The sequence below is a fragment of the Amycolatopsis acididurans genome (genome assembly GCF_012328925.1).
In the GTDB taxonomy this organism is placed as follows: Bacteria; Actinomycetota; Actinomycetes; order Mycobacteriales; family Pseudonocardiaceae; genus Amycolatopsis_E; species Amycolatopsis_E acididurans.
Genome location: NZ_JAAXLS010000001.1, coordinates 602859 through 620060 on the forward strand (window position 1 = coordinate 602859; position 17202 = coordinate 620060).

The 17202-nt window shown below is 69.2% G+C and carries 16 protein-coding genes; 13 read left to right on the forward strand and 3 right to left on the reverse strand.

The window, feature by feature from the left end:
- Positions 1-50: 50 nt before the first annotated feature.
- Positions 51-737: a DUF899 domain-containing protein gene (locus tag HFP15_RS03000; RefSeq protein ID WP_168511047.1), complete on the forward strand. Its 687-nt coding sequence runs from the start codon at positions 51-53 to the stop codon at positions 735-737.
- On the opposite strand, the gene HFP15_RS03005 is transcribed toward HFP15_RS03000, so the two are convergent.
- Together HFP15_RS03005 and HFP15_RS03010 are read right to left on the reverse strand one after the other, a co-directional pair.
- Positions 734-1258 carry a 2'-5' RNA ligase family protein gene (locus HFP15_RS03005; RefSeq protein ID WP_168511049.1) on the reverse strand — a complete coding sequence of 175 codons (525 nt, stop codon included), beginning with the start codon at positions 1256-1258 and terminating at the stop codon, positions 734-736. The two genes, HFP15_RS03000 and HFP15_RS03005, sit on opposite strands and share 4 nt — an antisense overlap.
- 14 nt (positions 1259-1272) lie before the next feature.
- Positions 1273-1887, reverse strand: coding sequence for a TetR/AcrR family transcriptional regulator (locus tag HFP15_RS03010; RefSeq protein WP_168511051.1), 615 nt, complete (start codon positions 1885-1887; stop codon positions 1273-1275).
- Between the two features lie 148 nt (positions 1888-2035).
- Here HFP15_RS03010 and HFP15_RS03015 point away from each other — a divergent pair, with 148 nt between their 5' ends.
- Genes HFP15_RS03015 through HFP15_RS03045 form a run of 7 tightly spaced genes read left to right on the forward strand, consistent with a single transcriptional unit; the run spans position 2036 to position 10306 of the window.
- Positions 2036-3643, forward strand: coding sequence for an MFS transporter (locus HFP15_RS03015; RefSeq protein WP_168511053.1), 1608 nt, complete (start codon positions 2036-2038; stop codon positions 3641-3643).
- A 47-nt stretch (positions 3644-3690) separates the two neighbouring features.
- Complete coding sequence (locus HFP15_RS03020) at positions 3691-4662, forward strand: phosphotriesterase family protein (RefSeq protein ID WP_312871420.1); 972 nt, start codon at positions 3691-3693, stop codon at positions 4660-4662.
- A gap of 8 nt (positions 4663-4670) precedes the next feature.
- The gene (locus HFP15_RS03025) at positions 4671-5621 is read left to right on the forward strand and encodes a phosphotriesterase family protein (RefSeq protein ID WP_168511055.1); all 951 of its coding nucleotides are present in this window, start codon (positions 4671-4673) and stop codon (positions 5619-5621) included.
- A 15-nt stretch (positions 5622-5636) separates the two neighbouring features.
- On the forward strand, positions 5637-6764 hold the full coding sequence (locus HFP15_RS03030) for an FAD-dependent oxidoreductase (RefSeq protein WP_168511057.1): 1128 nt from the start codon (positions 5637-5639) through the stop codon (positions 6762-6764).
- Complete coding sequence (locus tag HFP15_RS03035) at positions 6761-7663, forward strand: alpha/beta hydrolase (RefSeq protein WP_168511059.1); 903 nt, start codon at positions 6761-6763, stop codon at positions 7661-7663. The genes HFP15_RS03030 and HFP15_RS03035 overlap by 4 nt, the downstream gene beginning before the upstream one ends.
- Positions 7660-8595, forward strand: coding sequence for an MBL fold metallo-hydrolase (locus HFP15_RS03040; protein ID WP_168511061.1), 936 nt, complete (start codon positions 7660-7662; stop codon positions 8593-8595). Before HFP15_RS03035 ends, HFP15_RS03040 begins: the two co-directional genes overlap by 4 nt.
- Complete coding sequence (locus HFP15_RS03045; protein WP_168511063.1) at positions 8588-10306, forward strand: CocE/NonD family hydrolase; 1719 nt, start codon at positions 8588-8590, stop codon at positions 10304-10306. The genes HFP15_RS03040 and HFP15_RS03045 overlap by 8 nt, the downstream gene beginning before the upstream one ends.
- Here the strand turns inward: HFP15_RS03045 and HFP15_RS03050 are convergent.
- Entirely contained in the window at positions 10246-11586 is a 1341-nt protein-coding gene (locus tag HFP15_RS03050) for an MFS transporter (protein ID WP_312871423.1), read from the reverse strand. The genes HFP15_RS03045 and HFP15_RS03050 overlap by 61 nt on opposite strands.
- Positions 11587-11838: 252 nt before the next feature.
- Here HFP15_RS03050 and HFP15_RS03055 point away from each other — a divergent pair, with 252 nt between their 5' ends.
- From HFP15_RS03055 to HFP15_RS03075, 5 genes are read left to right on the forward strand one after another with little or no spacing between them, the layout of a single operon-like run.
- The gene (locus HFP15_RS03055) at positions 11839-13053 is read left to right on the forward strand and encodes an ROK family transcriptional regulator (RefSeq protein ID WP_168511067.1); all 1215 of its coding nucleotides are present in this window, start codon (positions 11839-11841) and stop codon (positions 13051-13053) included.
- Positions 13054-13071: 18 nt separating this feature from the next.
- Positions 13072-13881 carry an ABC transporter permease gene (locus tag HFP15_RS03060; RefSeq protein ID WP_168511069.1) on the forward strand — a complete coding sequence of 270 codons (810 nt, stop codon included), beginning with the start codon at positions 13072-13074 and terminating at the stop codon, positions 13879-13881.
- On the forward strand, positions 13878-14657 hold the full coding sequence (locus HFP15_RS03065; protein WP_246271262.1) for an ABC transporter ATP-binding protein: 780 nt from the start codon (positions 13878-13880) through the stop codon (positions 14655-14657). The genes HFP15_RS03060 and HFP15_RS03065 overlap by 4 nt, the downstream gene beginning before the upstream one ends.
- 10 nt (positions 14658-14667) lie before the next feature.
- Positions 14668-15663 carry an aliphatic sulfonate ABC transporter substrate-binding protein gene (locus HFP15_RS03070; RefSeq protein WP_168511073.1) on the forward strand — a complete coding sequence of 332 codons (996 nt, stop codon included), beginning with the start codon at positions 14668-14670 and terminating at the stop codon, positions 15661-15663.
- Positions 15660-17165, forward strand: coding sequence for a sulfatase family protein (locus HFP15_RS03075; protein ID WP_168511075.1), 1506 nt, complete (start codon positions 15660-15662; stop codon positions 17163-17165). Before HFP15_RS03070 ends, HFP15_RS03075 begins: the two co-directional genes overlap by 4 nt.
- The last annotated feature ends 37 nt before the right edge of the window (positions 17166-17202 follow it).

Here is a 17202-nt window from a genome sequence, read left to right on the forward strand (position 1 = left end):
CGGGCGGGGTCTATAAGGGTGAATCGCAAGCCGACGTCAGTGAGGCACCCATGACCAACGCACTACCGCCCGTCGTCGACGCCGACACCTGGCAGCGCGAACTCGACGCGCTGCGGGCCAGGGAGAAGGCCGCGACCAGGGAACTCGACGCGATCGCCGCACAACGCCGCCGCCTGCCGATGGTCCGGATGCCCGACTACACGCTGGAGGGCGCGGACGGGCCGGTCCGGCTGGCGGAGGTGTTCGACGGCAAATCGCAGCTGATCGTCTACAACCACATGTGGTTTCCCGGCCAGGAATGGCAGTGTCCCGGCTGCACGGGATTCACCTCCCAGTTCACGAGGCTGGAGTTCCTGGACAACTACGACGCCCGCTTCGTCATCGTCACCCAAGGCCCGATCGGGGAGGCACTCGCCTACAAGCGGCGGGTCGGGAACCGGATGCCGTGGTACTCCACCGCCGGCAGCTCGTTCGGCGCGGACGTCGGCGCACCGCCCGACGGCGGGTTCGCGGTGAACGTGTTCCTGCGCGACGGCGACACGGTCTACCGCACCTGGCACACCACCGGCCGCGGCACCGAGCAGCTCGGTCACGCCTTCGCGCTGCTCGACGTGCTGCCCTACGGCCGCCAGGAGGAATGGCAGGACTCCCCGCGGGGGTGGCCGCAGTCGCCGACCTACACCCGGTGGGCGTCCTCGCAGGAGATCGCGGCGCTGTACGGCCCCGGAGAGGGCTAACTCCGCCCGGCCGAGAACGGAAAACGCCGCACAAGCCGCCATCGCGTGGTGAACGTGGCCAGCCACGCTTCGGTGAGGTGGGTGGTCAGCGGGAGCGCGTCCTCGACCGAACGCGCCAGCTCGGTGGCGTCGTCCGGCCCGGCGTCCATGGCGACGGTCAGGTGCGGCTCGACGGTGTCGCCGAACCGGCCGCCGTAGGGCGACACCCCTGGCCACTCATGCCGTAACGCGGCGATCAGGTCGGTGAGCGGACCGGCCGGTTCCGGTCGCAGGAACACGAACCCGTCGCGGTGGTGGCAGCGCTCGAACCGGACCTCCACCGCCGCGCGCGGCGCGAGCAGATCCGCGATCTTCGCGAGCGCGGGCTCGCCGAGTTCGCCGGCGGGCAGGAACGGGTACAACAGCGAGATGTGCGCGGGCAGACCACGCCGCGCCGCCGACGATCGCTGCGCGGCGCGCGCCAGCAGCGGGTCGGCGGCGGGCACCGGAATCGCCAGCACACTGCGTCCGTCGGCGGTCATGGCCGGCCCGGGGTTCAGCGCCGGCCGATCGAGCCGACCCAGCTCTCGGTGAGCACGTCCAGCATCTCTTCGCGATCCACGCCCCAGTGTCCCGGCGTCCAGTGGCGCGCCACGTGGTCGAGTTCGGTGATCGCGATGACGCTGCGGAAATGCCGGGTACTCGCCGGGAAACGGCCGGCGCGGTCCAGGCCGTCCTTGACGTCGCCGATGGCTTCGTTCAGCCACGTGTCGAGGAGTTCGCGGATCTCCGGATCGACGGCCGCGGCCTCGAACGCGGCGGTGGTGTAGGGGCGGATCGCGTCCCAGCGCTGCGAGATCGCCGCGAGCCACGCGCGGATCCGCTTCCGCGAGCCGTCCTCGACCACCGCGACCAACTCGTCCGCGGTCGAGCCGTGCGCCGCGGAGGGGACCCGGTCGAGTTCGGCGTTGAGCCGTTCGGAGATCAGCGCCTTCATCAGGTCGACCTTCGAGGGAAAGTACGCGTAGAACGTCACGCGCGTGGTGCCGGCCGCGGTGGCGATGTCGTCGACCTTCGTCGTCGCATAGCCCTTCGACACGAACAAGTCCAGCCCGGCATCCAGCAGGAGCTTGCGTGTCATCTCCTTCTGCGCCTCACGAAGCGTCGCCATGACCACAGCGTAGAGCACGGCGACCGTAATGCGTGCTCGCTGCTCGTCCTCGATACGGATCGATAACATACTTGACTTAATGTAAAGTCAAATGACATCTTGCTCGTCGAACGGGCCGTCCGGCCTCTCGACAAGGAAGAAGTCCGCAATGACGCAGACCGCTCCGCGCAAGCAGGCCTACCCCGCCACGGTGGTCGCCGGCTGCTTCGCCGTACTTCTCGCGCAGGTGGCGTACTCGCTGCCGGGTGCGCTCAACGGCACGTTCCAGCAGGAGTTCCAGGCCAACGGTGCCCAGCTGACCTGGATCACGGCCGCGTTCGCGATCCCGATGGTCGTCTTCGAACTCACCACCGGTGTGATCGGCGATCTGTTCGGCCGCAAGCGGCTGCTGCAGGCGGGCGCCCTGCTCACGGTCGCGGGTTCGCTCGTGTGTTACTCCGCCGGCACGGTCGCCGTCCTCTGGATCGGGCAGATCGTCGGCGGCCTCGGCGCGGCGATCCTCTACCCGACGTCGCTGGCCATGCTGGCCGCGGCGAGCCCGACCCAGGAGGCCCGGTCCAGGGCCATCGCCGTATGGGCCGGATTCCTCTCGATCGGCGCCGCGATCTCGCCGTTGATGGGCGGTTGGCTCGCGCAGGACGCGAGCTGGCGCACGTCCTATCTCGTGGTGATCGCGGCCGCGCTCGTCTCGATCGTGATCACCCGGTTCGCCGCCGACTCCTCGGCCCCGCAGGGCCGCGAACTCGACGTCCCCGGCCAGGTCACGCTGGCGCTGGGCCTGATCGCGGTCCTGTTCGCCGCGACCCAGGGTTCCGAGTCCGGCTTCGCCCGCCCGGAGATCATCGGGGCCTTCTCCGGCGGCGCGCTGCTGCTGGCCGCGTTCGTCGCCATCGAGCTACGGACCGACGTCCCGCTGCTGCACCTGAAGATCTTCGCCAACCGCTCCTACGCGATCATCGCCGTCGCGACGGTCGTCGGCATGTTCGCCTTCCTCGCCACCTGCTACTCGATGAGCATCTGGCTCGGCGCCATCCAGCACCAGAGCGCGCTCAAGATCGGCATCCTGTTCCTGTTCATCCAGGGGCCCGCGTTCCTGCTGGTGCCGCTCGTGTCGCAGCTGATCCGGCGGTTCTCACCGCGCTGGATGCTGACCACCGGGTTCGCGTTCATCGCCGTCAGCGGCATCTGGTGCTCGACCTTCGACGTCCGTGACATGAGCTGGACCCGGTTCATCCCGCCACTGCTCGTGCTCGGCATCGGCTTCGCGCTGACCGTCGGCTCGCTCACGGCGGTCGCGATCAACTCCGTTCCGCTGCGGCTCGCGGGCATGGCCAGTGCCACCACGAACCTGTTGCGGGACTTCGGTTTCGCGCTCGGGCCGGTGCTCATCGCCGCCTTCGCGGTCAGCCGGGCCAACGGCGAGCTGACGGCGAACATCGGCGGGGCGCTTGCCGGATCGGGCCTGAAACAGCCCTACACCGCCGTCGCGGGCGGTATCGCGCAGGAAGGTGGCGCGATGGCGGTCAACTCGATGCCGGTCGTGCCCGGCGCGGGCCCCGGCCTCCCGCCCGTCGCGATGCCGCAGAACCTGCACACGCTGGCGTTCGAGTCGCTCGGGCACGCCTACGGCCTGGCGTTCCTGCTCGCCGGGCTGTGTGCGGCGGGCGCGGGACTGCTGACGCTGGCGGGACTCTTCCGGTCGAAGAGCGCCGACGCCGAAGAGCAGGTTTACGTCGCTGAAACTGCCTTGACATGACGTAAAGCAAATTGACAGTATCTAAGTTGACGGCGAAAGGAGTGACTGTGACAGGCGCGCAGACCGTGAACACCGTCCTCGGCCCCGTTCCCGCGCACGAGCTGGGAATCGTCGCGGTGCACGAGGCTTTGCTGTCGGTGCTTCCGGGCGCCGAGCACGCGTTCGACATCACCATCGACCGCGCCGAGATCTTCGGGACGCTGGCGGCGAAGCTGCGGGACTTCCGCGAGCTCGGCGGCGGCACGATCGTCGACGCGACCGGCATGTGCCACGGCCGGGACGTGCGGTTGTACGAGGCTCTCTCGCGCTCGACGGGAGTGCACATCGTGGCCTCCACCGGCATGGGCCCGGAGGGGATGCTCGGCGGCTATTTCCTGACGCCGCAGACGAACCCGCCGACTCCGTGGCCCGCCGAGAAGTTCGCCGACCTGTTCGGCAGGGAGATCACCGAGGGCATGGTGGTGCCGCGGGTGGAGCGCCGTGGCGCCGCGGGCATCGTGGTCACGGCCGCGACGGCCGCGGGCATGACGGCCACCGACGAGAGCCTCCTGCGCGGCGCGGCCCGTACCGCACTGACCACGGGCGTGCCGGTCTCGTTCCGCTACGGCGCGGACGCGGTGCGGGAGCTGGACATCGTACTGGACGAGCAGCTGCCCGCCGATCGCGTCGTCGTCGGCGGGCTGGACCGCAAGGACGCCGTCGCCTCAGGCGCCCCGTTCGCCGTGGCCCGGCGCGGGGCCTACGTCGCGTTCGACCACGTGGGTGCCGACGGCGGCAGCGGCGACACCGAGCGCGCCGCACTGGTCGCCGATCTCGTCGGGGCAGGCCACGGCCGCCGGATCCTGGTGTCCTGCAACGCGATCGGCGTCGCGAAGGGGCACCCCGGCAACGACCTGCCCTACGGCCACGTCCTGTCGGCGTTCGTCCCGCTGCTCGCCGCGCGGGGCCTCGGCGACGAGGAGATCGAACAGATCCTCGTCGGCAACCCGCGGGATCTGCTGACCGCGCACGGAAAGTGAGAAGTCCAATGTCCAAAGTGAACACCGTGCTCGGCCCCGTCCCGCCCGAAGAGCTGGGGATCGTGGCCGTGCACGAGCACATCGGCTACGGCATGCCCGGATCCGAACTGGACACCAGATGGTGGAAGACGCCCGAAGAGCGCTACGCCGAGACGGTGCCGAAGCTGCGCCGGTTCCACGAGCACGGCGGCGGGACCTTCGTGGACGTGACCGGGATCTGCAACGGCCGCGACGTCGACTACTACAAGTCCCTGTCCGCGAAGACCGGAGTCCACATCGTCGCCTGCACCGGTTTCGTCGGCGGGGACACCGCGCTGCCGTTCTTCGCCGACGCGAGCGTGGAGTACCTGACCCGGCAGTTCGTGCACGAGATCACCGTCGGCATCGGCGGCACCGGCAGCCGCGCCGGCGTCATCAAGGTCGGTGTCAGCCGCGGCGGCCGGATGACCGAGCTGGACAAGCGCATCTACCGGGCCGCCGCGCGCGCCGCACTCGCCACCGGCGTGCCGATCCTGACCCACCTGGCCATCGACGCCGAGAACGCGATCGCCATCTTCGGCGAGGAAGGGCTGCCGCTGGACCGTGTCCTTTTCGGACACGCCGACGACGGCGTGAACGCGGAGAAGACGCGGGACACCTGGATCGCGGAGCAGGGCGGCCGCGTCGGCTTCGACACCTTCGGCTACGAGACCGAACTCGAGGACCCGCCGTTCTGGGCCCGCCCGCGCAAGCAACGCCTCGACCACTTCCTGCGGTTCATCGACGGTCACCTGGACAAGGCACTGGCCTCCGCCGACGCCAACTGCAGCCCGCTGGGCTGGCCGGGCGTGCAGGGCCACAGCGTGAACTACATCGTCGAAGACCTCTTCCCGGACCTGCGCGAGGCCGGGGTGGACGAGGCCACCATCACGACGCTGTTCGTCGACAACCCCGCCGACTTCCTGACGATCCGGAACTGAGACGAAAGAGAACCGATGAAGACTTCAGAGCTGAAGGACCTCGACATCGCCATCGTCGGCGCGGGGTACGGCGGTGCCGCCGCGGCCAAGGCACTCACCCTGCTCGGCGCCAACGTGCAGGTCTACGAGCAGGCGACGAAGATCCGCGAGGTCGGCGCCGGCATCGGCCTGCGGCCGCCGACCCTGGAACTGTTCCGGCAGTGGGGGATCTTCGGCGCGATGGCCGCCGTCAGCTCACCGAGCGACTACTTCGAGATCCTCACCGCCACCGGCGAGCCGATCTTGCGCGAGCAGTGGCCGGGTATCGACGACTACCCCCGGCAGAACAAGACCCGCCTGATCCACCGCGGCGACTTCATCGAGACCTTTCTGCGGGTGCTGCCGCCCGGACGAGTGCACCTGGGGCACCGGATGGAGACGATCACCGACTCCGGTGACCGCGCCACCGTGCACTTCGCCAACGGCGTGGCCGTGGACGCCGACCTGGTGATCGGTGCCGACGGCATCCGTTCCCTGGTGCGCCGGCGGCTCTTCACCGACCAGGAGCCGGTCTACTCGGGAGAACACGCCTACCGGATCGTGATATCCGCCGACGACGCGGGCGGCCTGGTCGTCGACGACAACCTCCGGATGTACCTCGACGACCGGGGCACGAAGGTCTACTGCCTGCCGCTGCGCCACCGCAACCAGCTCTCCTACGACATCACGGTCCTCTCCGACGACGACTCCTGGTCGCCGGAGATCACCCAGGACGAGCTGGTGGCGCTCATGGACGGCTTCGACGAGCGGCTGGTGGAGATCACCCGGAAGCTCGACATGAACGAGCTGACTCGCCGTGCGGTGTTCGACATCGACCCGGTCGGCACGTGGCATACCGGCTGCGTCACACTGCTCGGCGACGCGGCGCACGCGATGCTGCACCATCAGGGGCAGGGCGCGAACCAGGCCATTCAGGACGCCGGCGGTCTCGCGGATGCCCTGCGGGAGGCCGATTCCGTCGCCGGCGCGCTCGCCCTGTTCCAGGACGAGCGCAAACCCGTCACCGACGAACTGCAGCGCATCTCGCGCCAGTCGTGGGATGCGGACAAGGTCGACGACGTGTTTCCGGGGCAGAAGCCCGCCCCGGCGGGGGTGAAGCGGTGACGCTGCACCCCAAGATCGCCGAAGCGCTCGGCGCCACGCCCGCGCCGCCGCCCGGCCCGCTCGATCCCGCGGTCCTGCGCGCAGCCGAGGAAGCCGAGGTCCCGCCTCTGGCGCAACGGCTGCCGGTCCACGCGGTGCAGGACACGACGGCGGGCGACGTGCCCGTACGGATCTACACGCCTCGAGCCGCGGACGGCTTGCTCGTCTATTTCCACGGTGGCGCGTTCTTCCTCGGCAGCCTGGAAACGCACGACCATGTGGCGCGCTCACTGGCGAACGAGACCGGGCTGAAGGTGCTCGCCGTCGGCTACCGGCGGGCACCCGAAGCGGCGTTCCCGGCAGGTCTGCAGGACTGTTACGCGGTGGTGCGCTGGGCCGCGGACAAGCTGACCGGAGAAGGCGCGACGCTGGCCGTCGCCGGGGACAGCTCGGGCGGCACGTTCGCCGCCGCGGTCACCGCGATGGCGCACGACGACGACTTCGACCGCATCACTCACCAGGTCCTGTACTACCCCTCGCTCGACCTGGACTTCGATGCCTCCCGCTACGCCTCGCTGCGCGAGAACGCCGAAGGATACGGCCTGGAAACGGCGGTTTTGAAGCCCTTCAACCGCTTCTACCTCGACAGCGGAGCCGACCCCGCGGACCCGCTCGTTTCGCCGATCAAGCGGGAAGATCTCACCGGCCTGCCTCCCGCACTGATCATCACCGCGGAACACGATCCGCTCCGCGACGAGGGCGAGCTGTACGGTGAGCGGCTCACCGCGGCCGGCGTCGACGCGACGGTGCGCCGGTACGCGGGCGCGGGTCACGGCTTCGTGCAGCATTTCTCGTGGATCCCGGAGTATCACCGGGTTTTCGCGGAGACCCGCGACTTCTTGCGGAAGGAGCCGTCATGACGGTGGGCATTCATCCGCTGTTCTCGCCGTGGGGCCGCTTCGGGCTCTACAGCTTCTTCATCGACGCCCCCGAGCCGGCCATTGTGGACACCGGTATCGCGTCCTCACCCGCCGACGGCATGGCTCCGGCGCTGTCGGCGATCGGGCGCCGGATCGCCGACGTCCGCTGGATCCTGCTGACGCACGGGCACATCGACCACGTCGGCGGGGCGTATGCCCTGTGGGAGCTGACCGGGAAGCGCGCGCAGGTCGTGATTTCCGAGGCCGACGCGCCGCTGCTGCGCTCACGGCGGTCGCATGTGGACAACTACCTCGCCGTGCGGCAGCGTTACCTGCGCGATCCCGAGGGCGAGGCCAAGCAGACCGCGGCGGCGGAGGCGGTGATTTCCGGCGAGATGGAGCCGACCGTGCTCGTCGAGGGCGGCGAGACGCTCTGCCTCGGTGGTGACGTCACGGTGTCGGTGCACGCCATTCCCGGCCACACGGCGGGCTCCGTCGCTTACGTCGTGGACGGGCAGAACTCCGTGTTCACCGGCGACGCCGTGCAGGTGCACGGGGCCGCCAACGGATTCCCCGGTTACGAGGACCCCGCCGCCTACCGGGCGAGCCTGCGGTACCTGCGTGACCGGATCGGCCCGCGGCACCTGTATCTCGGGCATCCCTACCGCCGTACCGACGGCGTGGCCTACGGCGTCGAACTCGACAGCGAGCAGGCGCGTGAGGCACTTCGGGAAAGCCTGGACATCGAGGCGCGGGTCCGTGCGGCGGCCCGGCGCTGCCTCGGCGACGGTCTGCGCGAGCCGGATTCGGCGTACTCCCCGTTCGCGCCGGTGGCCGCGGAGCTGGGTTACACCGGCGACCCCACCCTCGAACCGTCGCCCTTCTTCACCACGCTGCACGGCTATCGCGAGGAGTTTTCCACCCATGGCTGAGTTTCACACCATCGACGCGGGCGGCCAGGCGATCGCCGTCCGCAAGGATCTCCAGGTGCCGATGCGCGACGGGGTCACGCTCGTCGCCGACGCCTACAGCGGTGTCGCGGACAAGCCGCGGCCCGCGCTGGTGGCGCTGAGCCCGTACGGCAAGGAACTGCAGGCGCTGGCCCTCACCACGCCGCCGCAGCGGCGCCCCAGCCCGATGTGGGACGGCTGCATCGAGGCGGGCGACATCGCGCGCGTGGTCGAGGAGGACTACGTGCACGTCATCGGCGACCTGCGCGGCTCCGGTGGTTCGGGCGGCGAGATGATCGGCAACTACAACGCCGGCGGGGTGCCGCTCGGCCAGGACGCCTACGACTTCATCGAATGGGTCGCCGCGCAGCCGTGGTGTGACGGCAATGTCGGCATGATCGGCATCTCCTACTTCGGTTCGATGCAGGTGCTCGCCGCGGCGGAGCGGCCGCCGCACCTCAAGGCGATCTTCGTCAGCGGCGGTCACTACGACTTCTACGAGACCACCTACCACGGCGGCGTCATGTGGTTCATGCCCCGCGCCGCGCGGGAAGGCCGCGGCGGCGATTCCGGCATCGCGCACACGAACGTCAAGTCGCGGATGCAGGAGGTGTACTCGCCGGAGCAGCTGGGCAAGCTGGTCGACGAGCGGCTCGCCGACCCGGACGTGGCCGCGTGGCCGAACCTGGTGCACGTGCTGAAGTACCCGCGCAACCGCGAGTTGTGGTTCGACATCGTGCTGAACCACCTCGACGGCGACTGGTACGAGGAACGCAACCCCGTCACGCTCGCCCCGAACATCGACATCCCGGTGTGGTTGCAGATCGACCAGGGCCGCGGCTGGACGATGGACGGCACGATCGAACTGTTCAACTCGGTGAAGGGGCCCAAGAAACTCGACATCGGGCCGTACCCGCCGATGCAGTCGCGGCCCTTCGTCGAGGAGCACGACAAGATGTTCCGGTGGTACGACCACTGGCTCAAGGGCATCGACAACGGCATCATGGACGAGCCCGCGGTCACCGTGTTCGTCGAAGGCAGCCGTGAGCGCGTGACCGGCAGCCAGTGGCCGCCCAAGGACGTGGAGTACCGGCCGCTGTACCTGCGGCCACGGCACAGACTGTCGTTCGAGCCGGAGGCGATGAGCGCCGAGCACGCCGCGCCGGACGGTTTCTACCAGGCCCCGCTCACGGTCACCGACAAGGTCGAGATCCTCAGCTGGAGCACGGAGGCGTTCACCGAGCCCACGGAGCTGATCGGCACCGGCGCGGCACACCTGTTCGCGGAGATCGACCAGGACGACACGAACTTCATCCTGCGCCTGTGGGACGCCGCGCCGGACGGGGCACGCCGGCTGCTCACCACCGGATATCTGAAGGCCTCGCACCGCGAACTGGACGAGCGGAGCACCGAGGGCAACCCGTACCACCCGCACACCCGCGACGTGCCCGTGGAGCCGGGGAAGATCGAGGAGTACGTGCTGCGCATCTACCCGTTCGCGGCGACGCTGCTGCCCGGGCACCGCCTGACCGCCGAGCTGTCCAACGACGAACCACTGGCCGACGCACACAACGCCCTGCTGCCGCCGGACGCTTTCCACCTGCCGGTGGGCCGCCCCGTCACACACAAGATCTACCGCGACGCGGCCCGCCCCTCCCGGCTCGTGCTGCCCTTCGTCACCCGCCGCCCTTGACGTCCAGGCACACGCCGCTGCCGCAAACCCACCGCGGCGACGAGGCTGACCAGCGACAGCGCCGAAACGTACAGCGCGACCGGTGTCGAGGAGTGATAGGAGGCGAACAAGGCGGTCGCGACGATGGGCGTGACGGCGCCGCCGAGCATGCCGCCGACCTGGTAGGCCACCGAGATCCCGCTGTAGCGCACGCTGACGTCGAAGATCTCGGTGAACAACCCGCCCTGCGCGCCCGCCATGATGCCCTGCACGAGCGCCGCCACGACGAACGCGAGCAGGGCGAGCCAGGTGTCGCGGCTGTTCACGAGTTCGAACATCGGCAGCGGCCAGAGCACCGCGGTGACCGCGCCCGCGATGTAGACGGGTTTCGCGCCGAGCCGGTCCGCGATCACCGCGGCGAGGGCGATCGCGGCGATCCAGACCGCCGTCGAGGACAGGATCAGCGCCAGCAGCGTGGAGCGCTTGAAGCCGGCGACGGTGGTGCCGTAGGTGAGCATGTAGAGGATCACGGTGTAGCCGACGGCGGGCGGGGCGATCGAGGCGAGGCTGCCGAGGACGAGGTTCCGCGGGTGACGGCGGACGAGGTCCGCGAACGGGATCCGGGTGATCTCACCCGCCCGCTTGGCCTTCTGGTACTCGGGCGCGTCCCGCAGCCGGGTGCGCACCACGAAACCGACGACCACGAGCACGAGGCTGATCAGGAACGGGATGCGCCAGCCGTAGTCCAGAAAACTCGCGTTGGACATGCCGGAGACCGCGAGAAACGCCAGATTGGAGGTCAGTACCCCGATCGGCACGCCGAACTGGGCGAAGCTGCCGTAGAACGCGCGGCGGCCGGGAGAGGCGTTCTCGGTCGCGATCAGCACCGCGCCGCCCCATTCGCCGCCTACCCCGAAACCCTGCAGCACACGCAGGACGACCAGCAGCAACGGCGCGGCGATGCCGATCGCGGCGAACGCGGGCAGGACGCCGATGAGGAAGGTGGAGCCGCCGGTCAGCAACAGCGTGAGCACGAGCATGGCCTTGCGCCCCACGCGGTCGCCGAAGTGCCCGATGACCGCGGCGCCCAGCGGCCGGGCGATGAAGCCGACCGCGAACGTCGCGAACGCCGCGAGAGTGCCCGCCGTGGACGAGAACTTCGGGTAGAACACCGTGCCGAACGCGAGCGCGGCGGCGGTACCGAAGATGTAGTAGTCGTACCATTCGATCGACGTACCGACGAAGCTGGCGGCGAAAATGCTCCGCCGCGAGGGCGCACCGGCGCTGTTCGCTGAGGTCACGGCGTACTCCTTCGGGCGCGGGACCACTGGTGTCGAACGAAACATAAACCGCCGCGCCGCCCGGTGCGTCTGTCGCATGCGCCAGTGCGCCTACGTCAAATGCCGCACGCCCCTGTGCCCGTGAGCTGCGGGGTCCGAAATGGACACCCGCCGATAGCACCCGGAGGGCTGGTCAGGCCGCGACGACCACACTGTGGGCGAATTCTGTCGGAACCTTGACGGAAAAAATCGGCGGTGCAAAGAATGGTCGCCATGTCGATGCCCACCGAAGTGCATTCGCGCATGCGAGAGGCGCACGAGGCGCGCGTGCTGCGTGCCCTGCGGGAGCGGGGAGCGCTCAGCCGGGGCGAGATCGCCCAGCTCGTGGGCATCGCGCGCACCACCCTCTCGGAGGTCACCCGTGACCTGCTCCGGCGCGGTGCGATCGTGGTCGTCGACACCGACGCGGCGCGGCGGTCGGGCAGCGGCAGGCCTGCCGAGCGCCTGGCCCTCGATCCCCGGTCCGGGCAGTTCATCGGCGTCGACTTCGGGCACCGCCGGGTGCATGTGGTCATCGCGGACGCCTCGCACGAGATCGTCGCCTCGGGGCGGCGGCCCTATCCCGACGACGAGGGCTGGCCGGCACGCGTGCGCGCCGCGTTCGAGCTCATCGACACGCTCGGCGCCGACCGCGGTGTGCATTTCAACGCGTTGCAGGGCGTGGGAATCGGCGTCACCGGGCCCTACCCGCGATCGTCGGCGCCGCACGCGCCGGAAGGGGCGTTCGGACCGGGCTTCGCGGCCGCGCGCGACGGTGTGGACACCGCCTTCGCGCAACGCTTCGGCGTCCCGGTGATCGTGGACAACAACACCCGCTTCGCCGCGCTCGCGGAGACGAGCACCGGCACCCACACCGTCGAGGACCTGCTCTACATCCGCCTCTCCGACGGCGTGGGCGGTGCGCTGGTCGTCGGCAGGCGCCTGGTGACCGGCGCGATCGGACTGGCAGGCGAACTCGGCCACGTCACGGTCGTGCCCGACGGGCGCCGCTGCCGCTGCGGCAAGGCAGGCTGCCTCGAGACGGTCGCCTCCGTGCCCGCGGTGCTGTCCACCTGCCGCGCCCGCGGCGCCGGAGCCGGTTCCCTGGAGGAGTTGCGGGACGCGGTCGAGCGCTTCGATCCGGTGGTCGAGCAGGTGCTGCGCGACGCGGCGACCGCGGTCGGCCGGGTCCTGGGCACCGTCGCCATGGCGTGCAACCCGGCCGAGGTCGTGATCGCCGGTGAACTGGCCCGGCTCACGCCCCTCATCGTCGACCAGGTGACCGCGACCGTGGCCACCGAACTGTTCCCGTGGGCGGCGGCGAAGCCGGTCATCCGGTGCGCGCAGCTGTCCGACGACGACGGCGCGATCGGCGCGCTCGCCGCACTGTTCCACAGCTCCCCGCTGCTCGGCGGATATCCGGCGCGGCCGAGTTCCCTGCCCGCGTGAAGTAAAGGAGACACCGACATGGCCGTCATCAGCGAGCGCACCGAGGTGGGGAGGAAGACACCCGCCGCGGACCGGCGCCCTCGCCGGTTCGTGGTGCCGCTGGCGCTCAACACCGCGTCGATCGTGCTGGGCGTGGCGTTGTGGTGGGTGTTGTCGCTGCTGGGGGTCAAGATCCCGGCTCCACCCGAGGTGGTGAGCAAGGCAGGCGAGCTGCTCTCCGACGGGACTCTGCAGGAGGACGCCGTCGCCAGCCTGGTCCGGGTGCTCATCGGATTCGGCCTCGGCACGGCACTGGCGATCCCGGTCGGGTTCCTCATGGGCTGGTACGGCATCATCCGCAGCCTCACCGAGCCGTGGGTGCAGTTCTTCCGCACCATCCCGCCGCTGGCGATCATCCCGCTGGCCATCGTGCTGATGGGCATCGGCGAGGTGCCGAAGATCTTCGTGATCTTCCTGGCCGCGTTCCTCGCGTGTGTCATCTCGACGCTGCAAGGCGTGGTCACCGTGGACAAGACGCTGATCAACGCGGCGCGGGTGCTCGGAGCCGGTGACGCGACGATCTTCCGCCGCGTCGTCGTCCCGGCCTCGTCGCCGTTCATCCTCGTCGGCATGCGGGTCGGGCTGGGCTCGGCGTGGGCCACCCTCGTGGCCGCCGAGCTCATCGCGGCGCAGGAAGGGCTCGGCTACCGGATGCAGAACGCGCAGCTGTACTACGACCTGCCGACGATCTTCGTCAGCCTGATCACCATCGGCGTGCTCGGCCTGATCATGGACCGGTTGCTGCTGCTCGCCGAACGCAAGCTCACCGGATGGCAGGAGCGCCGATGATGACCCAGCAAACCCTGCAGGCGGCGAAAATCGCGGTCAACGGCGTGACGAAGACGTTCACGCTGGGGCGCGAGCGGTTCGTCGCGCTCGACAACGTGTCGCTCAGCATCGCCGAGAACGAGTTCGTCACCGTCGTCGGCCCGTCCGGCTGCGGTAAGAGCACGCTGCTGAACATCCTCGCCGGGCTGGAAGAACCCAGCGGCGGCAGTGCGCTCGTCGACGGTGTACCGGTTTCGGGGCCGGGCCCCGACCGCGGCGTGATCTTCCAGCAGTACGCGCTGTTCCCGTGGCTGAGCGTGCGCAAGAACGTCGAGTTCGGACTGAAGATCGCGGGCGTGCCCGCGCGGGAACGACGCGAGCGGGCCGACTACTTCATCGAGGTCGTCGGGCTCACCGAATTCGCCGACGCGCTGCCGAAGGCGCTGTCCGGCGGAATGCGCCAGCGGTGCGCGATCGCCCGCGCCTACGCGGTGAACCCCGCGATCCTGCTCATGGACGAACCGTTCGGCGCACTCGACGCCCTGACCAGGGTCAAGCTGCAGGAACAGCTGCTTGCCGCCTGGGACCGGGAAAAGCGCACGGTCCTGTTCATCACCCACGACGTCGACGAAGCGGTGTTCCTGGCCAACCGGGTGATCGTGATGGCCGCCCGGCCGGGACGCATCTTCGACGTGATCGAGGTCGACCTGCCCTACCCGCGCACCGAACAGGTGCGCCTGAGCCCCGAGTTCGCCGCGATGCGCAACCGCGTGTGGAACGCGGTCTACCACCAGTGAAAGGCACCCCATGACGATCAGGAAGAGGCTGCTCGGCGCGCTCGCCGCCGCCCTGCTGGCCGCCGCCACGCTCACCGCGTGCGGCAGCGGATCCGGTTCGAGCTCCGGCGAGGAGGTCCGCTTCGGCTACATCGGCGACTACAACGGGACCAGCCTGCTCGCCATCGCCAACGACCAGGGCCTGTGGGCGAAGTACGGGCTGAAGGCCGACACGAAGGTCTTCACCAACGGCCCGTTGCAGATCCAGGCGCTCGGCTCGGGTGACCTCGACTTCGGCTACATCGGACCGGGCGCGATGTGGCTGCCCGCGTCCGGGCAGGCCAAGGTCGTCGCGCTGAACACCCTCGGCAACTCCGACCGCGTGATCACCCAGGCCGGCACCACCGGCCTCGCCGGGCTGCGCGGCAAGACGATCGGCGTTCCGCAGGGCACCTCGGGGGAGATGATCCTGACGCTGGCGCTGCAGCAGGCCGGGCTGACGAAGAACGACGTGAAGATCGTGCCGATGGACGCCTCGACCATCGTGTCGGCGTTCTCGTCCAAGAAGATCGACGCGGCGGGTTTCTGGTATCCCGCGATCGCGACGATCAAGAAGCAGGTGCCAGATCTGGTCGAGCTGGCCAAGGACTCCGACTTCGCCAGTCAGCTGCAGTTCCCGACGGCCTTCGTCGCGGGCAACGACGTCGTGACCAAGCAGCAGGACAAGGCGCGCAAGGTCGTGTCGGTGCTGCGCGACGCGATGAAGTACCGCAGCGCGAACCCGGAGCAGGCCGTCAAGCTGACCGCGAAGATGCTCAAGACCGACGAGGGCACCGTGGCCGCCGACGCGGCCAACAACCAGGTCCTCAACGTCGACGACCTCGACCGGATGACGCAGGACGGCACGATCGACGGCTGGCTGTCCAAAATGGATCAGTACTTCACGGCGTCCGGGCAGCTCAAGCAGAGTGTCGGGCCCAAGACCTACTACACCGGTGACCTGTTCACCTCGGCGGGCCGCTCATGACGGGCAAGAACATCCTGTTCCTGATGACCGACCAGCATCGCGCCGACACGCTGGGCTGCTACGGCAACGACCGGGCCGTGACGCCGCATCTCGACGAGCTGGCCAGGACGGGAACGCGGTTCGACCGCTGGTACACCCCGACCGCCATCTGCACCCCCGCGCGGGCCAGCCTGCTCACCGGGCAGGCGCCGTTCCGGCACAAGCTGCTCGCCAACTACGAGCGCAACGTCGGCTACATCGAGGATCTGCCGGAGGGACAGTTCACCTTCTCGGAAGCGCTGGGCACCAAGGGATACAACCGGGGCCTGATCGGCAAATGGCACGTCGGGACCGCGAAGTCGGCCAATGACTTCGGGTTCGACGGGCCGGATCTGCCGGGCTGGCACAACCCGGTGGAGCATCCCGACTACCTCGCCTACCTGGCCGAGAACGACCTGCCGCCGTACGAGATCAGCGACCGCATCCGCGGCACGCTTCCCAACGGCGGCCCGGGAAACCTGCTCGCGGCGCGGCTGAACCAGCCGCTGGAGGCGACCTTCGAGCACTACCTGGCCACCCGGGCGATCGAGACCCTGGAACGCTACGCGGCGGACGTGCGTGAGCGGGACAAGCCGTTCTTCCTCGCCCTGCACTTCTTCGGCCCGCACCTGCCCTACATCGTGCCCGACGAGTACTTCGACCTGATCGACCCCGCCGGCGTGCCGTTGCCGAAATCGGTCGCCGAGACCTTCCACGGCAAGCCTCCGGTGCAGAAGAACTACAGTGCACATTGGACGTTCGACACGATGCCGATCGAGACCACGCGCAAGCTCATCGCCGTCTACTGGGGCTACGTCTCGCTCATCGATCACGAGATCGGCCGGGTCATGGCGGCGATGGACCGGCTCGGGCTCACCGACGACACGGCGGTGTTCTTCACCTGTGACCACGGCGAGTTCACCGGCGCGCACCGGTTGCACGACAAGGGCCCGGCGATGTACGAGGACATCTACCGCACCCCGGGAATCGTGCGGGTGCCCGGCGCGCCGGAAGGACAGGTCCGGCCGGAGTTCGTCAGCCTGCTGGACTGTACCGCGACGATCCTGGATCTCGCGGGCATCGACCCGCGGCCCGCGGTGGACTCCCGCAGCCTGCTGCCACTGGTGTCCGGTGTGGACGACGTGGAGTGGGACCCCGACATCGTGTGCGAGTTCCACGGACACCATTTCCCGTATCCGCAGCGGATGCTGCGCACCGACCGCTACAAGCTGGTGGTCAATCCGGACTCCGTCAACGAGCTGTACGACCTGCACACCGATCCCGACGAACTGCTCAACGTCTACGAGCTGCCGGAGATGGCCCCGGTGCGGGGCGCGCTGATGCGGCGGCTGTACGAGATCCTGCGCCGCCGCGGCGACAACTTCTACCACTGGATGACCTCGATGTACGACGTCGGGGACGTGGAGTACGACCCGACACTGAGCGGGCTGGACGAATCGACCTACCAGAACACCAAACCCTGACGCGATTCCGTCGCATCACCGAGCATGGGAGACGAGG

Coding starts and splice junctions, on each gene's coding strand:
- HFP15_RS03010 (WP_168511051.1), bottom strand. CDS start 1,887: ATGGCGACGCTTCGTGAGGCGCAGAAGGAGATGACACGCAAGCTCCTG.
- HFP15_RS03005 (WP_168511049.1), bottom strand. CDS start 1,258: ATGACCGCCGACGGACGCAGTGTGCTGGCGATTCCGGTGCCCGCCGCC.
- HFP15_RS03075 (WP_168511075.1), top strand. CDS start 15,660: ATGACGGGCAAGAACATCCTGTTCCTGATGACCGACCAGCATCGCGCC.
- HFP15_RS03060 (WP_168511069.1), top strand. CDS start 13,072: ATGGCCGTCATCAGCGAGCGCACCGAGGTGGGGAGGAAGACACCCGCC.
- HFP15_RS03015 (WP_168511053.1), top strand. CDS start 2,036: ATGACGCAGACCGCTCCGCGCAAGCAGGCCTACCCCGCCACGGTGGTC.
- HFP15_RS03070 (WP_168511073.1), top strand. CDS start 14,668: ATGACGATCAGGAAGAGGCTGCTCGGCGCGCTCGCCGCCGCCCTGCTG.
- HFP15_RS03040 (WP_168511061.1), top strand. CDS start 7,660: ATGACGGTGGGCATTCATCCGCTGTTCTCGCCGTGGGGCCGCTTCGGG.
- HFP15_RS03030 (WP_168511057.1), top strand. CDS start 5,637: ATGAAGACTTCAGAGCTGAAGGACCTCGACATCGCCATCGTCGGCGCG.
- HFP15_RS03025 (WP_168511055.1), top strand. CDS start 4,671: ATGTCCAAAGTGAACACCGTGCTCGGCCCCGTCCCGCCCGAAGAGCTG.
- HFP15_RS03055 (WP_168511067.1), top strand. CDS start 11,839: ATGTCGATGCCCACCGAAGTGCATTCGCGCATGCGAGAGGCGCACGAG.
- HFP15_RS03000 (WP_168511047.1), top strand. CDS start 51: ATGACCAACGCACTACCGCCCGTCGTCGACGCCGACACCTGGCAGCGC.
- HFP15_RS03065 (WP_246271262.1), top strand. CDS start 13,878: ATGATGACCCAGCAAACCCTGCAGGCGGCGAAAATCGCGGTCAACGGC.
- HFP15_RS03045 (WP_168511063.1), top strand. CDS start 8,588: ATGGCTGAGTTTCACACCATCGACGCGGGCGGCCAGGCGATCGCCGTC.